12 protein-coding genes are annotated in these 16,956 nt (G+C 44.0%); 4 read left to right on the forward strand and 8 right to left on the reverse strand.

Annotation, left to right across the window (positions count from 1 at the left end; all coding sequences use genetic code 11):
• Positions 1-204: 204 nt before the first annotated feature.
• Complete coding sequence (locus J3L18_RS22505) at positions 205-1,839, reverse strand: ABC-F family ATP-binding cassette domain-containing protein (RefSeq protein WP_129567855.1); 1,635 nt, start codon at positions 1,837-1,839, stop codon at positions 205-207.
• 328 nt (positions 1,840-2,167) lie between these two features.
• Entirely contained in the window at positions 2,168-2,932 is a 765-nt protein-coding gene (locus J3L18_RS22510) for a DUF4382 domain-containing protein (RefSeq protein WP_129567856.1), read from the reverse strand.
• Positions 2,933-3,365: 433 nt separating this feature from the next.
• On the opposite strand from J3L18_RS22510, the gene J3L18_RS22515 reads away from it, so the two are divergent.
• Complete coding sequence (locus J3L18_RS22515) at positions 3,366-4,406, forward strand: methyltransferase (protein WP_129567857.1); 1,041 nt, start codon at positions 3,366-3,368, stop codon at positions 4,404-4,406.
• 58 nt (positions 4,407-4,464) lie between these two features.
• On the opposite strand, the gene J3L18_RS22520 is transcribed toward J3L18_RS22515, so the two are convergent.
• Positions 4,465-5,241 (reverse strand): SDR family oxidoreductase, encoded by a 777-nt coding sequence (locus tag J3L18_RS22520; RefSeq protein ID WP_129567858.1) that lies wholly within the window; start codon positions 5,239-5,241, stop codon positions 4,465-4,467.
• A 162-nt stretch (positions 5,242-5,403) separates the two neighbouring features.
• Complete coding sequence (locus tag J3L18_RS22525) at positions 5,404-5,661, reverse strand: hypothetical protein (RefSeq protein ID WP_090534727.1); 258 nt, start codon at positions 5,659-5,661, stop codon at positions 5,404-5,406.
• A 168-nt stretch (positions 5,662-5,829) separates the two neighbouring features.
• Between J3L18_RS22525 and J3L18_RS22530 the strand changes: the two genes are divergently transcribed.
• On the forward strand, positions 5,830-6,444 hold the full coding sequence (locus J3L18_RS22530) for a DUF1349 domain-containing protein (protein ID WP_129567859.1): 615 nt from the start codon (positions 5,830-5,832) through the stop codon (positions 6,442-6,444).
• A 241-nt stretch (positions 6,445-6,685) separates the two neighbouring features.
• A complete protein-coding gene (gene abc-f / locus J3L18_RS22535; RefSeq protein WP_129567860.1) occupies positions 6,686-8,275 on the forward strand; it encodes a ribosomal protection-like ABC-F family protein in 1,590 nt (529 codons plus the stop codon).
• Between the two features lie 66 nt (positions 8,276-8,341).
• Here the strand turns inward: abc-f and J3L18_RS22540 are convergent, their stop codons facing one another.
• Positions 8,342-11,320, reverse strand: a complete 2,979-nt coding sequence (locus J3L18_RS22540; protein WP_223266076.1) for a ligase-associated DNA damage response DEXH box helicase — start codon at positions 11,318-11,320, stop codon at positions 8,342-8,344.
• Between the two features lie 84 nt (positions 11,321-11,404).
• Between J3L18_RS22540 and J3L18_RS22545 the strand changes: the two genes are divergently transcribed.
• Positions 11,405-12,073: a hypothetical protein gene (locus J3L18_RS22545; RefSeq protein ID WP_129567861.1), complete on the forward strand. Its 669-nt coding sequence runs from the start codon at positions 11,405-11,407 to the stop codon at positions 12,071-12,073.
• Positions 12,074-12,236: 163 nt separating this feature from the next.
• Here the strand turns inward: J3L18_RS22545 and J3L18_RS22550 are convergent, their stop codons facing one another.
• From J3L18_RS22550 to J3L18_RS22560, 3 genes are all read right to left on the reverse strand, one after another.
• Positions 12,237-15,098, reverse strand: a complete 2,862-nt coding sequence (locus tag J3L18_RS22550; RefSeq protein WP_129567862.1) for a M16 family metallopeptidase — start codon at positions 15,096-15,098, stop codon at positions 12,237-12,239.
• 71 nt (positions 15,099-15,169) lie between these two features.
• Complete coding sequence (locus tag J3L18_RS22555) at positions 15,170-15,715, reverse strand: DUF2059 domain-containing protein (protein ID WP_129567863.1); 546 nt, start codon at positions 15,713-15,715, stop codon at positions 15,170-15,172.
• 1 nt (position 15,716) lies between these two features.
• On the reverse strand, positions 15,717-16,829 hold the full coding sequence (locus tag J3L18_RS22560; protein ID WP_129567864.1) for an acyltransferase family protein: 1,113 nt from the start codon (positions 16,827-16,829) through the stop codon (positions 15,717-15,719).
• Positions 16,830-16,956: the final 127 nt, after the last annotated feature.

Raw genomic sequence — 16,956 nt, forward strand, 5'->3', positions numbered from 1 at the left:
TGATTTAAAGCTTTCGGGATCTCTAAAGGCACCAACCGGCAAAACTGCATCGACATGAAAGCGTGCCTTTCTCCATAGATTTGACAACCAATAATAATAAAAATCAGTAAAAGCCCACTTTGTATATTCTCATCGAGATCGCTTAATAAGAAAGCCTCAAGTCAGAAGATTTGAGGCCTTTTTGTTTGATAAAAGTGCTCCCCCTTACCCCTGCTCAATCTGCTTCAAACTATCCATCTTTTTATAGGCCAAAAACCCTTTGATATCCTCAAAATGTTCACGAACGCGTTTGTTGCCAAACTCGAATACTTTTTGCACCAGCCCGTCAAGAAAATCACGGTCGTGAGATACCAGGATCAGTGTTCCGTCGAAATCTCTTAGGGCATCTTTGATGATATCCTTGGTTCTCATATCCAAGTGGTTGGTTGGCTCATCCAGGATCAATACGTTTACAGGTTCCAGCAACAGTTTGATCATTGCTAAACGTGTTTTCTCACCGCCCGAAAGTACCTTTACCTTTTTGGTGGTATCATCGCCGCTGAACATAAATGCACCCAAAAGATCTTTGATCTTTACCGTGCCATCGCTTAAAGGGATCTGATCTATAGTTTCAAATACTGTTAAATTCTCATCTAACAAAGCCGCCTGGTTTTGGGCAAAGTACCCGATCTTGGCGTTGTGACCTACTTTTAAACTTCCCTCAAAATCAATCTCGCCCATAATAGCTTTAATCATGGTCGACTTACCTTCACCATTTTTACCAACAAAAGCCACTTTTTCGCCCCGCTCAATCACCATGGCTGCCTTTTGGAACACTACATGGTCACCATAGGTTTTTGTCAGGTCTTCAACCATTACCGGGTACTGTCCAGAACGTGGCGATGGTGGAAATTTCAACCGCAAGGCAGATGTATCCACTTCATCTATCTCAATGACCTCAAGCTTTTCGAGCATTTTTACGCGGGATTGTACCTGCAAAGTTTTGGAGTACGTGCCTCTGAACCGGTCAATAAATTCCTGGTTATCGGCTATAAAACGCTGTTGTTCTTCGTATGCTTTTAATTGATGTACCCGGCGGTCAGCACGCAACTGGAGGTAATGGGTGTACTTGGCTTTGTAATCGTAGATCCTGCCCATGGTAACCTCGATGGTACGGTTGGTGATGTTATCAACAAATGTACGGTCGTGGGAGATAACCATCACCGCCTTTGCCGAGTTAACCAGGAAGTCTTCCAGCCATTGTATACTTTCAATATCCATGTGGTTGGTAGGCTCATCCAGCAAGATCAGGTCTGGTTTCTTTAACAGAATTTTGGCCAGCTCGATCCGCATGCGCCAGCCGCCCGAAAACTCGGAAGTTTGGCGGGTAAAATCCTTGCGTTCAAAACCTAAACCCTTCAATACCTTTTCTACCTCCGCATCATAATTCACCTCCTCCTGCGAATAAACTTTTTCGCTCAGCTCCGATACCCGTTCAATCAGCTTCATGTAGTCGTCACTATCGTAATCGGTGCGGATGTTGAGTTGTTCATTCACCTCGTCCAGCTCTTTCTGCATCTGATTGGCCTCGTCAAAAGCTTTCATCGTTTCCTCAAAAACGGTAACGTTATCCTGGGTAAGCAAGTGCTGCGGCAAATAGGCTATTACCGCGTCCTTTGGTCCGGTTACGTTACCTGTAGTAGGTTTGGCAGCGCCGGCGATGATCTTGAGGATGGTCGACTTGCCTGCACCATTCTTACCCATCAGGGCTATCTTATCATTCTCGTTGATAGAGAAGGTTACATCGCTAAATAAGGTGGTTCCGCCAAATGAAACGGAAATGTTGTTGACATTGATCACTGTATGCTAATATTGAATTGCGCGCAAAGATAAGCGAAAGACATAGAATTATGGCAGGAAGTATGAAGAGACACTATCGGACGGCGTTTGCCTATACCGACGTTGAAGATTTGCAATCCACCTATATCAAAAAAATAAATAGCAAATAGCCCAATTTAGGAAACACTGCAAGCTATGAGCTTAGAAATATCCTCGCTGAGGCCGAATTATCAGTAAAAAGCCTTCAATCTTCAGATCAAAGGCTTTTTACAAGATATAGGTTAACGGTGGGGAGATCATCTAACCATCCGCTGAATCTCCGCTGTTTCTTTTTAATAGTAAACCTGGGTTACTGGGTAATATTCACCGTTCCCATATCAGTGACGGTGCCGTTTGTTACCGAAATGTTAGTTACTGTTTTGATGGCATAGGGGCTAACCGGCACAAATTTCACCTGGTAACTGCCTGCTGCGAGGCCAGGAAAATAATATTTACCGGTGGCATCTGTAGTTGAGCCAATGGTGTCGGCACCTGTAATAGCGTATACCTTCGGTGAGGATGCGACAGGACTAACTACACCGGTCAGCGCACCCGAAGCGGCAGTGGCAATTGCGCGGATCACTGGTTTGAGGATGTACTTGCCATTACCGGTAAGTACAACGGATTGCGCGGCGTCGAAGTCCAAACGCATAGTATAAGCGATACCGGCGGTAAGCTTATCATGAACGTTCAGCTTCACGCCGGAGGTCTGGCCGCTTGGCGTAGTCAGGTCATATGATACTCCGGCTACAATCACACGGTTACCGCTGTCGTTCAACACCAGGCGCACCTGCTGAATAGTCCCTGCGGGGATATCCTGGTCGGCCAGCACAGTATCACGGCCCGAACGGAAACGCAGGATATCAACCGCGCCTCCATCCACATTGAGCGTTTGTTCACCCTTGTCGGTTACAATGATCACACTTTTGATATTCAGGATTACGGCATCAAAAGCGCCGGGGGCATCGGTCATCTTCACGGTTACGTGGGCGGTACTCCCGTTATTGGTACTATCCTTTTTACAGGAAAAGAGCATAAGGCTTAGGGCTGCAGTAAATAAAAATAGCTTTTTCATGATTTAAAAAGTTTGTTTATTTGAGGGAACAAATCCGCCTATTTTTTGTGTCAATGTGACGATGAATGAGGTAATTGTGTCGACGAATAGCCGCGGAATGGTTTTTCACCGATGCATTATTCCCTTTTGCCGCAAACCCTGCTCAAATCAGTCGTACCTTCATTCGTAGCGGTACTCCAAATACTGATATCATTTTAAGCAATAAAGGCACGGCTTATAGCACAATTCATTATTTCGAAGAAATTATCATGCCTTGCCTCCATTTGGCCCGAACAGAAAAAGGTATAATCAATTAACATAAATACATTCTTCACAATTATCAATCCCCCTTTCTTTTTAAATTAAATACCTGTATTTTAGATAATTAATTTCTCCCGCCGGGTAGAATTCGCCGAAAGGCATCACCAGTTTTAAACCGATAATTACTAAAAAAATGGAACAGCAACCTAACCAGCCATCACCCGAAAACATTATGAAAATTGGCACAGGGTTTTGGGCCTCAAAAATCCTTTTAACCGCCGTAAGTTTTCAATTGTTCACCCGGCTTGCCGAAAAGAAAACCATGAAAGCCAACGATATCAAAAACATTTTAGGGCTTAAATGTACCGACAGGAATGTTTACGATTTTTTAGATGCGTTAACCATTTTTGGGTTTTTAAAGCGTGAAGGTATTTTGGATACGGCTATTTATTCAAATTCTCTCGACACAGATACATTTTTAGATAAAAATAAGCCATCATATATTGGAGGCATCCTTGAAATGATGAACAATCGCTTATATACATTTTGGGGTAGCCTGGGCGAAGGGCTGCTTACCGGGCTTCCGCAAAACGAAATAAAAAAAAGCGAGGATTTTTTTGGCTTAATATATTCAGATCCTGAAAAATTGAAAGGGTTTATTAATGCAATGAGTGGCATTCAAATGGGGAACTTTATGGCCTTTGCTCAAAAATTTGATTTTACCCAATATAAAACACTGATTGATGTAGGCGGTTCGGCCGGGCTACTTTCATTGATGGTTGCCAGGCATAATGCCCATATGCGTTGCATCAGTTTTGACCTCCCGCCGGTTGAGCCTGTCGCAAACGCAACTATACAGCAATTCGGGCTATCCGACCAGGTAAAAACAGCAAGCGGCAACTTCTTCACTATGCCGATACCCAATGCTGATGTTGTTGTAATGGGAAATATCCTGCATGATTGGGATGAGGAAAATAAAATATCATTAATGAAAAAAGCTTATGACGCGCTCCCCGCCAACGGAGCATTTGTAGCTATCGAAAACATAATAGATGATGAGCGAAAGCAAAATGTTTTTGGAATGTTGATGAGCTTGAATATGCTTATTGAAACAGGTACCGGATTTGATTACACATTTGCCGACTTTAACAGATGGGCAAATATTGCCGGGTTTAAATCAACTTCAATTATTCCATTAACCGGGCCATCAAGCGCGGCAATTGCATACAAATAGATCAGGGGTTCGATATTACTGAGAGTAAAAGAAATACAGGCAAGAAGTTAGAACCTAATTAAAAAATAGCACGGCTGGCACCTCCGTCTACCTGTATGGTTGTCCCGCTGATGTATGCCGCCTGGGCAGATGAAAGGAATGCTACCAGGGCTGCAAACTCTTCCGGCTTACCAATGCGTTTGAGTGGAATGCTTTTAGCTTTTTCCTTAATTGCCTCTTCGGGGTCCACGTCCTGGGGCAGTGTGTGCCTGATCCGATCTGTCAAAATAAGGCCCGGCGCAATGTTATTGACGGTAATTCCATAAACGCCTAATTCGTCGGCAAGCATTTTGGCCGTACCAACTACGCCCATACGCATCGCGGTAGACAGCACCGAGTTGGTCAATACAGACTTGACCGAACCGCTAACGATATTGATAATACGGCCGCTGCCTGCCGTTTTCATGAACGGCAATACCAACCGGGATGTGCGAACGAAACTGAGCATATTTTGTTCATAAGCCTGTTGCCATTGAATGTCGTCAAAGCTCTCAAACTTTCCGAAAGGTGGCCCGCCGGCGTTATTAACCAATATATCTATCCGTCCGTATAGGCTGCCCGCCCCATTTATAAACGAAGTCAATTGCCCGCTATTGCTAACGTCTACCGGGAAGCAGGACACTTCATTGCCCGTTTTTGAGCTGATTTCTTCTGCGGCCTCGTTAAGTTCTGCCGCGTTCCGGGAACCGATGATGACTTTCGCGCCTTCTGCTGATAAAGCCATTGCCGAGGCTTTTCCTAATCCTTTACTTGCAGCCAGCACTACAGCTACCTTTTGATCTAATCCGAGGTTCATAAGCAAATCTTTTAAGAAGCAAATCTCCTGAATTTTTAACTATAAGACCTGCTGTTCTAAAAAATTGACGATTAGCCCACAGTCAAACAACTATTCAGTTTTTTGCGAAAGATTACAAATACTCCATGTGGTTATTACTTTGATTTTGGGCTGATTTTTCTTTCACCTGTTTGCCCTGCTCAGTTTCCTTCTAAACCTTGAAGCCAGGGATTCCAAATCGCGTTTCTCAATGTCTTCAGGCTTATGGAACTGGGATAAAACAAGGGCCCTTGAAAGTTGAATAGTACCGTTGGTGGTTTTTACAAGAACGTTGTCTCCGCGTTCTGAATGATTTTTATAATTTCCGATTTGAGGATCGATACCGGCAAGGCGCATCAATAATTCAACTATAGCATAGAGCGGCAGTTTGTTCTTCGACATACATTTTGCTTATGTTGTTTAATACTAAGTTAAGTATATTTTAACAATTAATAAATAATACCCCTTCTCTGGCCTTACAAGGCGTGGTGTGATAAGGCCGGCCAAACAAAAATTTATAGCCTAAAACTATCTTCATTCTTTATTATCATATATCATAAATTTACCTCTATGAAAAAACTAACCTTTTTAACCTTATTTGCCCTGCTCAGCAAATTTGGTTTCGCACAAAATTTAAACAGTATGCAATGGTACAGTAAACCTCAAAAATCATTAATAGAAGGCAGTACGCTGCACATGACCGTTGACCCCGCAACCGATTACTGGCGGATAACACATTATGCCTTTATCAGGGATAACGGTCCATTTTATTTTACCGAACAGGAAGGTGATTTTGAAGCCAGCGTAAAAATTACCGGGGCCTACAAAGAGCTGTTTCACCAGGCCGGGTTAATGGTAAGGATAGATAACAAAAACTGGATAAAAACCGGAATTGAATATGTTGACGGAGTGCAAAACGTAAGCGCAGTGGTTACCCGCGAAGTTTCAGACTGGTCGGTAGTGCCGAGGCATGACAGTCCCAAATCGGTTTGGCTGAAACTGCTGCGTAAAGGCGATTTCGTAGAAATCAAATATTCGTTCGATGGTGAAAAATATGATATGCTCCGCCTGGCTTATTTTCCGCCCAATGTAAAAGCGATGATTGGCATGGTTGCGGCAGCACCCGGCAAACAAAGCTTTGATGTAAAGTTTGAAGATTTTAAAGTACAGAAGATCAGCAAGTAATTTTGCCGGAAGATGGATAGAGCTAAGTCTTTGAACTGGAGTTTGAAGGCTTTTTTATTTTAAAAGTATTATGGTAGAAAGAGGAAGAATACCGCTTTCATTACATTTCCACCATTTTTATTATTTTTGCCCCGGTAACCAACCATTCCCTTTATGTGATAAATAATTTCTTTCAGGACAAATAAACAGCGCCGTTACCACAACGCCCCTGCAATTATTCACCTTTTTAAAGAAAGAAATTATGCTTATTCTGCACGATATCACTTATATACACCCTAACCGCGATCTTTTATTTGCCGGTATAGATCTCGTAGTTAATAAAAACGATAAAATAGCCCTGATAGGCAACAATGGCACCGGGAAATCAACCCTGCTTAAAATATTAGCCGGAAACTTACAACCCGCAAGCGGTGTGGTAAAAACCGGTTCGAAACCATATTATGTACCCCAGATTTTTGGACAGTACAATGCGTTTAGCGTTGCCGAAGCCCTGCAAATAGCCGATAAACTAAACGCCTTAAAGCAGATTCTTGAAGGCAATGTTACCGACGAAAATATGACCCTGCTCAATGACGACTGGGCTATTGAGGAACGCTGCCAGGAAGCGTTTATACATTGGCAGCTTAAGGATATTGATTTGTCGCAAAAAATGGGCACGCTTAGCGGCGGGCAAAAAACAAAAGTATTTTTAGCAGGCATCGCCATTCATCGCCCCGAAATAGTTTTGCTGGATGAGCCGAGCAACCATTTGGATAACACAAGCCGGGAGCTGTTGTATAATTATATCCAATCAACCAATAATACGCTGGTGGTGGTTAGTCACGACCGTACCTTACTCAACTTACTTACTACGGTTTGCGAACTTAGCAAGCGGGGCATAACCGTTTACGGGGGAGACTACGATTTTTATGCCGAACAAAAAATGATGGAGAGCGACGCCCTGAACCAGGATGTAAAAAGCAGGGAGAAAGCGCTCCGCAAGGCTAAGGAAACAGAAAGGGAATCAGTTGAACGGCAGCAAAAGCTGGATGCCCGTGGTAAAAAGAAACAGGAAAAAGCCGGTGTGCCCACTATCATGATGAAAACGCTTAAAAACAGTGCCGAAAAAAGCACCTCGAAGATGAAGGGTGTCCATGCCGAAAAAACTGATGCTATCGCACAGGAACTAAGCCAGCTGCGTACACGGTTGCCGGATATTGATAAAATGAAGATGGGTTTTGACAATTCGGCACTTCATAAAGGGAAAGTACTGATAACCGCTAAAGATCTCAACTTTGGATACGGAGATCAGCAGCTCTGGAACCCGCCCCTAAGTTTTCAAATCAACAGCGGCGAAAGGCTGGTGATCAAAGGGGCAAACGGCTCGGGCAAAACAACGCTGATAAAGATGCTGCTGGGCTCACTGAAACCGCAATCCGGCACAATTGAACGCGCGGCAGTTAAAGCCATTTATATCGACCAGGATTATTCACTCATCAATAACAAGCTCAGTGTTTATGAACAGGCAGAAGAATATAATTCGGGCGTATTGCAGGAACATGACATCAAAATTCGCCTCAACAGGTTTTTGTTTACTAAGGCGTATTGGGATAAACCATGCAGCGCCCTGAGCGGTGGCGAAAAAATGCGGCTGATGCTCTGTTCATTAACCATCAGCAACCAGGCACCAGATATGATCATCCTGGATGAGCCCACCAATAACCTCGATATTCAAAACATCGAAATTTTAACAGCAGCTATTAACGATTACCAGGGAACGCTCATCGTTGTATCGCACGATGAATATTTTTTAAAGGAGATAAACGTAGAACAGGAGATTTTGATAAGGTAAAAAGATAGAAAAAAAGGGGCCACCGTTTGCTTTGCATACAGCTGGCCTCTTTTGTTTTACATTTATTTAAAACCCCTTCTTCCTTGTGATCCCCGGCTTTCTGCTTTTCCGCTCTGCAGGTTCGGGAACACCTTCGGCACCATAGCTGCGGGCCATTTTGGCTATGCGCTCTTCCATGGTCTCGGTAGTCAGTTTTTCCCGGCCAAGACTGTCAACCATGATCGGAAAGGCGAAAGGTGTTGGTCGCTCAATCACTTTCAAAATGATATTTTGTGTTTGGATCCGTTGCAAAGCAGCCCTTAGCCTGAACTCTTCTAATTGAAAGGCTAAAGCCTCATTATAGGCCTGGCGTACCAGTAAGTTATCCGGCTCATACTCGCTGAAAACTTCAAACAGCAATGAGGTTGATGCCTGCAAATGCTTATTCTTAACCTGCTGACCGGGATAACCCGTGAAAACCAAGCCACCGATATGTGCTATATCCCTGAAACGGCGGCGGGCCATTTCATTGGCGTTTAAACTGTGCTGAATATCATCTATCAGGTTATCTATCGAAAAAAAGCCGGTATCCTCCAGTGCTTCTTCAATAGGTATATCTTCGTCGGTAAGCAATTCAAAGCCGTAATCATTCATGGCGATAGAAAAACTTGCAGGCCTTATTTTACTGATGCGATAAGCCAGCAGCGATGCCATACCTTCGTGAACCAATCGTCCCTCAAAAGGGTAAAACAGCAAGTGGTGCCCCTCTTTTGATTTAAATGACTCGATCAAAAACTCATGGCTTTGCGGCAGGTGCGATAACTGTTGCTGCAAATCAAAAAGCGGCTTCAAAGCTTTAACTTCAACGTCTTTTTCGATGCCATGCGCCACCTCATCCAGCTTAAGCCTGAATACAGCCGCCAGTTGCGATGACAGCGGCATGCGTCCCCCGTTCCAACTCGGGATGATGCCTTTGGTTGAGTTGGATTTTTTAACGTAGGCTGTCATTTCTTTCACCCGTACAAACTCCAAACTCCGGCCTGCAAACCAAAAGGTATTCCCGGGTTTTAACTTCGATACAAAGGACTCTTCAATAGTACCCAAACTACCGCCGCTTAACCATTTAACACGGATACTCAATTCGCTGGTGATGGTACCTATACTTAAGCGGTGCCGCATGGCTACTCTGCGGCTATTTACTTTATACAATCCGTTTTCAACCTCAACTTTTAAAAATTCATCATACTGGGCAAGTGTTTTACCGCCGCTGGTGATAAAATCAAGTAGCTGACCAAATTCGTTCCTGCTCAGATCAGCAAAGGCATAGGTGGTTTTAACCTCCTTAAACAGTTCATCGGCGTAAAAACCATCAGACACGGCCAATGTCACCATGTACTGGATCAGCACATCCATGGTAAGCAGCATCGGATCGCGGCTTTCAAAAATCTTATCCTTAATAGCTTCCTTCAGCGCCGCGCCCTCCAATAACTCGAGCGAGTGCGTGGGTACAAAATAAGCCAGAGATGTCGCTCCCGGATGGTGCCCGCTTCGCCCGGCACGCTGCATAAAACGGGCTACACCTTTAGGACTGCCAACCTGTACAACGGTATCTACAGGGCGAAAATCAACCCCCAGGTCCAAACTTGAGGTGCACACCACCAGTTTTAGGGCTTCGGCATGCAGGGCGGCTTCTACCCAGTTGCGCAGCTCGTTATCCAATGAGCCATGGTGCATGGCTATGATGCCCGCATACTCGGGGTAATTATCCAAAATGGCATGGTACCAGATCTCCGATTGAGAACGGGTATTGGTGAATATCAGTGTGGTTTTACTTTTGGCAACTATTTCCATCACCTCGGGCAGCAGCTTTAAACCGATATGCCCCGCCCAGGAGTAATTCTCAATATTTTGCGGAATAATAGACCGGATATCCAGCTTTTTCTCCAGGTTAGCGCGCACCATTTTAACCTGTTCCGACGGAAAATCATTTCCTAATAAAACTTCGGCAGCCTGTTCAAGATTGCCAATAGTTGCGGAGATACCCCAGATTTTCACCCCACCCCAACCCTCCCCCTCGGGGAGGGAGCTTTTTTCTAAATATTGCTTAATGGAATCAATTACCTTTTCAGGATTTTGCAACACTTCATCATTAGTATATCTCAGCACGGTATATCCCTGTGAATTTAAATATGCTGTCCTTTCTTCGTCTAAATGTTGTTGTTCTATGCTGTTATGATATCCTCCATCAACCTCAACAATCAATTTCTTCTCAAGGCAGATAAAATCTGGTATATAATTCAACACAAGATGTTGCCGCCTGAATTTATATCCAGTCCTTTTACCTCTCAATAATTGCCACAAAATATTTTCAGCTTCGGTAGGTTGATGACGCATAAACTTTGCATTATCAATATTTGCCTGCCAGCTCAAAGCATCGGTTGTATGATAGCCGGGATATTTTTCTTTTACTTTAGTATCTAACTTTTCGGCTCCCTCTCCTTTGGAGAGGGTTGGGGTGAGGTGCTTTAACCTGGACAAACCCAACTCCACCTGCACTCCCCTCTTCGTACCCAACAACTCGTGCCATTCATCAATTACAACCACCTGCAGCTGACTGAACAGTTTAGGATATTCCTTTTGGGCAAGCATGAGGTGCAAGCTTTCCGGCGTGGAGAGCAGCACTTCGGGCTGCTTTTTTTTGAGGGCCTGTTTTTCGGCAGCGGGGGTATCCCCGGTTCGGGTAGCTATGCGCCATGGTAAACCTATCTCATCGCAGGCTTCCTGCATGGCTTTACGGATATCGTTGGTAAGCGCCCGTAATGGCGTTATCCAAAGCATCAGCAAACCGTTATTTTGTTTTGTTTTATAGGTATCGGGATGTGTGTTGATGAACGCCGCCAAAAAAGGCAGGAACAGGGCAAAAGTTTTACCGCTGCCAGTGGGAGCATTCAACAAGCCTGAATAGCCGCCAAGGTACGCCTCCATCATTTCGGCCTGGAAAGGGAACTGCTCCCAGTTTTTTTCCGTGTACCATTGCTGTATAACCTGTTGGCCGATGCTTGTCATTATCCTGTTAACAAAAATTTTGTTGTTTGGTTATAGGTGAACCAAACATGCCAACAAAATAACTATTAAATTGGTTATACTCTTATGATCAGAAATAGCTTAATAATTATCTCGATCGCCATATGCCTTTTAGCCTGTGGCAATAACTCAAAAAAAGAAACAACTTTAGCCGATACCAATCACATACCCAAGGACACCACAGGCCAGCATTCAGGCAATAAAAACGATACCACCATTCATCATACTATGGCATCGGATACCGGCACCGCCAATGTCCCCCAATCCGGCTGGCTGATAACTCCCGGCAAAAGCATCGGGCATATTATTTTAAATGATGATGTTCAAAATGTGATAAAGCAATTGGGCAAGCCCGATAGCTCCGACGCGGCCATGGGCAGTTCATTGATGACCTGGTTTGCCAAACATGATATTACCCGTTACCGTACCGCTGTTTTTTCGCACCGCAACATGGGCGGTAAGGATGAATCAATAAGTCACATACAAAAGATCCTCATAACATCGCCACGGTTTAAAACCGGTGAGGGCGTAAGTGTAGGTTCAACCAAACAGGATATTAAAAAATATTATTCATTAAAGCCAACCTCTACCTATACCAACAATGGCGATAAGGTGCAGATTTATACTGATTTGGCTAAAGGCATCTCCTTTGAAATAGATGGCAGCGGCCGTTGCGTTGGCGTGGTAGTGCATAAAGCCAATAATACTGCAGTGGCTTATTTGAATATGCATTGATTGTTTTCGACGTAGAAACACATAATTGCGTCCTGGGCATACAAATCATGATAATTAGGCAAAGCCGCCTGTCCTCCGGAAGACGCAAATGTGATGCGTCTCTACAAATAAAGAAGGCCTTCCCAAAACGGAAAGGCCTTCTTTATTATGATATCGACTATCCTTATTTCTTTTCGGGCATCAATATCAGTTTAATCAAATTTTTACCGCTCAGGTATTTATTGGCGGCATCTTTGGTGCTTTGAGGGGTTATTTGTTCAAGGCTGCTTACATGCCCCAGGATCTGATCAGGGTTTTCGCCGTTTTGCGATGTAGAGGCAAGATATCCTGCCCAGAAAACATTTTGTTTAAGCTGTTGCTGGGTTGAACGGGCTTCTTCGGCAACAAATTTCTGGATATCTGCCGGCAAGGCGCCGTTCTGTTTAATTTTGGCTATCTCCTCCATGGTAGCGTTGATCAGCTTATCCACATTTTCGGGTGCGCAACCAAAAGATATGGTAAAAGTGTAACGGCCTCCCGGAATTTTATGGTAGCCGGCCCTTACCCCGGGAGCATATACACCGCTTTCCTGCTCACGTAGCCGTTCAATAAGTTTAATGTTCAGTACTTCTTCCAGCGCATCTACCTGTATATTGTTAGCTTCATTGTAATCATAATCGCCGCTAAAAACCAATTGTACTGTGCTTTTTTCACCTACCCCTTTATTCACCGTTTTGGTGATCAATCCTGCAGGCGGCTCAATATTCATGTTTTTATAAGTTTCCTTGCTATTGGTTGAGGGCAGGCCGCCAAGGTAATGCTCCAGGTATGGCTTAATTGTTTCCACGTTAAAATTACCCACCAGGGTAAAGGTAAAACCACTGGCGTCGGCAAAGCGTTTTTTGTAAAAATCGTAAGCTTTATCAAGTGTTGCCGCATTTAACCTTGGTAAGGTAGTTACCATGCCACGGAAATTATAGTTACTTAATACAGCCGATACCGTATCCTGGTAAACACTTCCGGGATCAAGCCCGCGGGTACTCAATACCGACCTGGTTTGATCGATGTTGGCATCCCAGATGTCTTTGTCTTTACGCGGCTGGGTAAAGTACAGGTAAATCAACTGAAGGGCTGTTTCAAAATCGGCTGGTGAGGTATTTCCCGAAATACCCTGTGCAAACTCACTGATATACGGCGAAATACTCAGGTTTTTGCCGGCCAGTTTTTTATCAAGCATACCCTGGTTAAACTGCGCTATACCGCTACCGCTGATAATAGATGAGGCCAGATTTGCCGACGTAAATTCATCATCACTTGCCAGTGATGTACCGCCAAAAGCATAACCGTTTATCAGGATCTGATCGTTACGGTATTCAGTAGGTTTTAAGATCACTTTTAAACCATTGCCTAAAGTAAGGGTGGTTGTACCAAGGGCCTCATCTGTTTCTTCTTTAGCAACTTTAGTACCTTCAGGAACTTTGGCCAGCAGCGGGTCACTTGATACATTATCAATATAGGCAGTTACATTTTGGCCGCCTGTGGCAATCCAGTTCAGCAAGGTTTTTTCATCGGGCAAATTAGCTTTTTCTTTATCCGGGGCCTGTACTACCACCACACGGTTTTGATCGCTGATAAATTTACCGGCCATAGCATTCATATCGGCCAGGCTTACTTTATAGATATTGCCTATATAAAAATTGTATTCATAGCTGATGCCGGGGATAGCCTCGCCGGTTAAAAAGTTGGCCTGGTATTCACGTACAAAATTTGCCGAAGGGGTTTTATCCCTCTCCCGGTAAGCATTCCCAATACCAACCAGTGCATCCTGCTTGGCGCGCTCCAGTTCGGTAAGGGTAAAACCAAATTTGCGGGCGCGTTCAGATTCGGCCACCACGGCTTTAACCGCTTTTTCAAGTTCGCCGGGTTTGGCGACAACCAGTGAAGTATAAGCATCCTGGTCGCCAATAAAATTACCATAGCTGGTACGGCCATATAAAAACGGTGGATTAGGTTTTTGCAGCAACTCGTTTATGCGCGAGTTAAGCATCTGGTTAAACAACTGTATCCTTACCTGCTGCATGTAATCGCCGGTAGTTTTAGTAACCGTGCCGGGATGTTTTACAATGATCTGTGCAACAGTGTATGGATACTCCGGATCCGTAACAATTTTTACCGCCGTACCCGGTGTTGCAGGTACGGAATATTTTGTCCTCGGCTTTTCGGCGGCCGGGTTTTTAAGCTGTGAAAAGTTTTGTTTAATGAGCGCCTCAACACGTTTTGGGTCAAAATCGCCCACGGCAACAACAGCCTGCAAATCGGGGCGATACCAATCCTGGTAAAAAGCTTTGATGGTTTCCGGCTTAAAGTTTTTCAGGATGTCTTCTTTACCTATAGGCAAGCGCAACGCGTACCTTGAGTTATTAAGCAGTACGGGCAATGTTTGTTGTTGTAAACGTTCCTGGGCATTTTTGCCACGAAGGCGCTCTTCTTCCAAAACAACGCCGCGTTCTTTATCAATTTCTACAGGATCAAAACTTACATACCCGGCCCAGTTAGCCAGTATATTAAAGCCTTTTTCAAACACGCTGACGGTATCAGTTGGCAGAGGTAATTGATATACAGTTTCGTTAAATGAAGTGTAAGCGTTTAAATCGGCGCCGAATTTTACGCCTGCTTTTTGCAGGTAGTCAACCATCTGATTTTTTGGAAAATCGCGTGTGCCGTTAAAAGCCATGTGCTCGGTAAAATGGGCCAGGCCCTGCTGATCGTCATTTTCCAAAACCGAACCGGCTTTATTAACCAGGTAAAGTTCGGCCCTGCTTTTAGGCTCAACATTGGCACGGATATAATAAGTTAAGCCATTGGGTAATTTACCAATGATCACATCCTTGTCAACCGGTAATATATCGCTCTTGGCAGCAATGGCCTGGGTGCCGGGTTTATTTTTAGGCGACGGAACAGGTTTCTTTTTTACTTGTGCAAAAGCACTTCCGCCCGAAAGTGTTAAAGCCAATAGGGCCAGCGGAACGTATTTGTTCAGGTTCATTATAAAGTTTAAATAGTCAGGGTACTAAGATGCAAAACGAAAATCTTAGTTACAAAGTATTGTTATGAAAATTAATGTTTTGTAGCTGATTTTGAGGCTGGCTTTTTAGCGGGAGCGTGATTAGCCGGAGCCTGGTTAGAAGAACCAAAAGCATCCTGCATCATTTGTGTTAGCTCATCTTTATGTTCTGCAACGGCATTCTGGCCAACCATCATCCCCCTTTGCATTAACGCAGGCAATTTTGAGCTTACTTTTTGTCCTATCGGTGAGCTATAAAACACAGAAATCTGATTAAGCTCATCTTCAGTAAATTCTTCAGCATAAATAGCTGCCATCTTATCTTTAAGCAAATCCCAGGTAAAGTATTTGTTCATAAAGGTTTTCATCACATCAATGAATTTGGCACGCTGCTCTGCAGGCATTTGACTACTTGAAGTGCTAATGATATTATCCATCATTCCGCCAAACTGTTTATCTATACCAATAGAAACTAACAATTGCTCAGCGGCCTTTAAATGTGATTGGGAAATAGTTTGAGTGTTTGTTTGCGCTTTTAAGCTTGAAAAAGAAAACAGGATGATTCCTGTTAATGCGATAAGTTTAAGTTTTAGGTTCATATTAAATTTTGATAAAGATCTTTTTGATGTAGAGCACCCACATCACTACCCATAAAATGAGCACCGTAAATATAGCGCTAATCAGCGAAGCATTTACAGGTGAAAAATAAGGAGCAAAAAAAGTTTGATAAATAGATGAGCCGTTTATTTTAATCATCCCCATATAATGCGGAATAAAGCCCGACAGCACATAAGCTGTTATGGCATTTGCACCAAATACCACAAAGGGATAAGTAAAGCGTTTGTACCCTTGTACGTCAATAAGCCAGTAGCATAAAGCCAGCCCAATGGTTGCCAGGCCTCCGGTATAAAGCACAAAGGAACTTGTCCACAAGGCTTTGTTAATAGGAAAAAACAAATCCCAGAACAAGCCTGCTATAACCGCGATTATTCCGTAAACAAACATCCAGTTAGTTTTGATGTTGTCATCGTGGTCTCTACGTTTTAGCCAGCTGCCCACCCTAATGCCAAACAGGGCTGTGGCAACGGCGGGAATAGTTCCCAGCAAACCTTCCGGGTCCCAGGTATGCGATTCGCGCCAGAGGTGATCGGGCGTAAATACCAGCCTGTCTATCCATGCCCCCATATTGGTTTCGGGCTCCAGGTTGGCATAACCCACGCCCGGTACCGGGATAAAGGTCATGATGATAAAATAACCTATAAGTGCGATGGCAAAAATCCAATCGCGTGTTTTTTGTGATGTTTTGAGATAAAGCACCGTGCTGATGAAATATACCAGGGCTATGCGCGGCAACACACCTGGCAAACGTAAATGAGCCAGCCCGGTATCGGGGTGAAAGATTAGTTGAGTTATCCAGGGGATCAGCAGCAGGATCACGGTACGGCGCAGCGCCTTCAGGATGAGTTTACTATGCGATACCGTAGCCTTTTTACTTTCCATGGCATATATAACCGATACGCCAACCATAAACAAAAAGAAAGGAAAAACCAGGTCGGTAGGTGTACAACCGTTCCATTTAGAGTGTTCGAGCGGTGCATAGATATGCCCCCAATCACCGGGATCATTAACGAGGATCATCATGGCGATGGTAATGCCCCGGAACACATCAAGAGAAAGAAGGCGTTTTGGTTTTTCGATTATAGCTGAGGTCATAGGCTACATTAAAGAAATTCCCTCCCAAGGGAGGGGTGCGTTTGGAATGTGCATTGGCAGGGAGGGGTTTATATACCTTGTTAAAAAACAGTGCTAATCGATGAAACCCCTCCCTACACCCTCCCAA

Origin of the sequence: Mucilaginibacter gossypii (assembly GCF_017569325.2) — a bacterium.
In the GTDB taxonomy this organism is placed as follows: Bacteria; Bacteroidota; Bacteroidia; order Sphingobacteriales; family Sphingobacteriaceae; genus Mucilaginibacter; species Mucilaginibacter gossypii.

Coding starts and splice junctions, on each gene's coding strand:
- J3L18_RS22515 (WP_129567857.1), top strand. CDS start 3,366: ATGGAACAGCAACCTAACCAGCCATCACCCGAAAACATTATGAAAATT.
- J3L18_RS22550 (WP_129567862.1), bottom strand. CDS start 15,098: ATGAACCTGAACAAATACGTTCCGCTGGCCCTATTGGCTTTAACACTT.
- J3L18_RS22530 (WP_129567859.1), top strand. CDS start 5,830: ATGAAAAAACTAACCTTTTTAACCTTATTTGCCCTGCTCAGCAAATTT.
- J3L18_RS22540 (WP_223266076.1), bottom strand. CDS start 11,320: ATGACAAGCATCGGCCAACAGGTTATACAGCAATGGTACACGGAAAAA.
- J3L18_RS22560 (WP_129567864.1), bottom strand. CDS start 16,829: ATGACCTCAGCTATAATCGAAAAACCAAAACGCCTTCTTTCTCTTGAT.
- J3L18_RS22545 (WP_129567861.1), top strand. CDS start 11,405: ATGATCAGAAATAGCTTAATAATTATCTCGATCGCCATATGCCTTTTA.
- J3L18_RS22525 (WP_090534727.1), bottom strand. CDS start 5,661: ATGTCGAAGAACAAACTGCCGCTCTATGCTATAGTTGAATTATTGATG.
- J3L18_RS22555 (WP_129567863.1), bottom strand. CDS start 15,715: ATGAACCTAAAACTTAAACTTATCGCATTAACAGGAATCATCCTGTTT.
- J3L18_RS22510 (WP_129567856.1), bottom strand. CDS start 2,932: ATGAAAAAGCTATTTTTATTTACTGCAGCCCTAAGCCTTATGCTCTTT.
- J3L18_RS22520 (WP_129567858.1), bottom strand. CDS start 5,241: ATGAACCTCGGATTAGATCAAAAGGTAGCTGTAGTGCTGGCTGCAAGT.
- abc-f (WP_129567860.1), top strand. CDS start 6,686: ATGCTTATTCTGCACGATATCACTTATATACACCCTAACCGCGATCTT.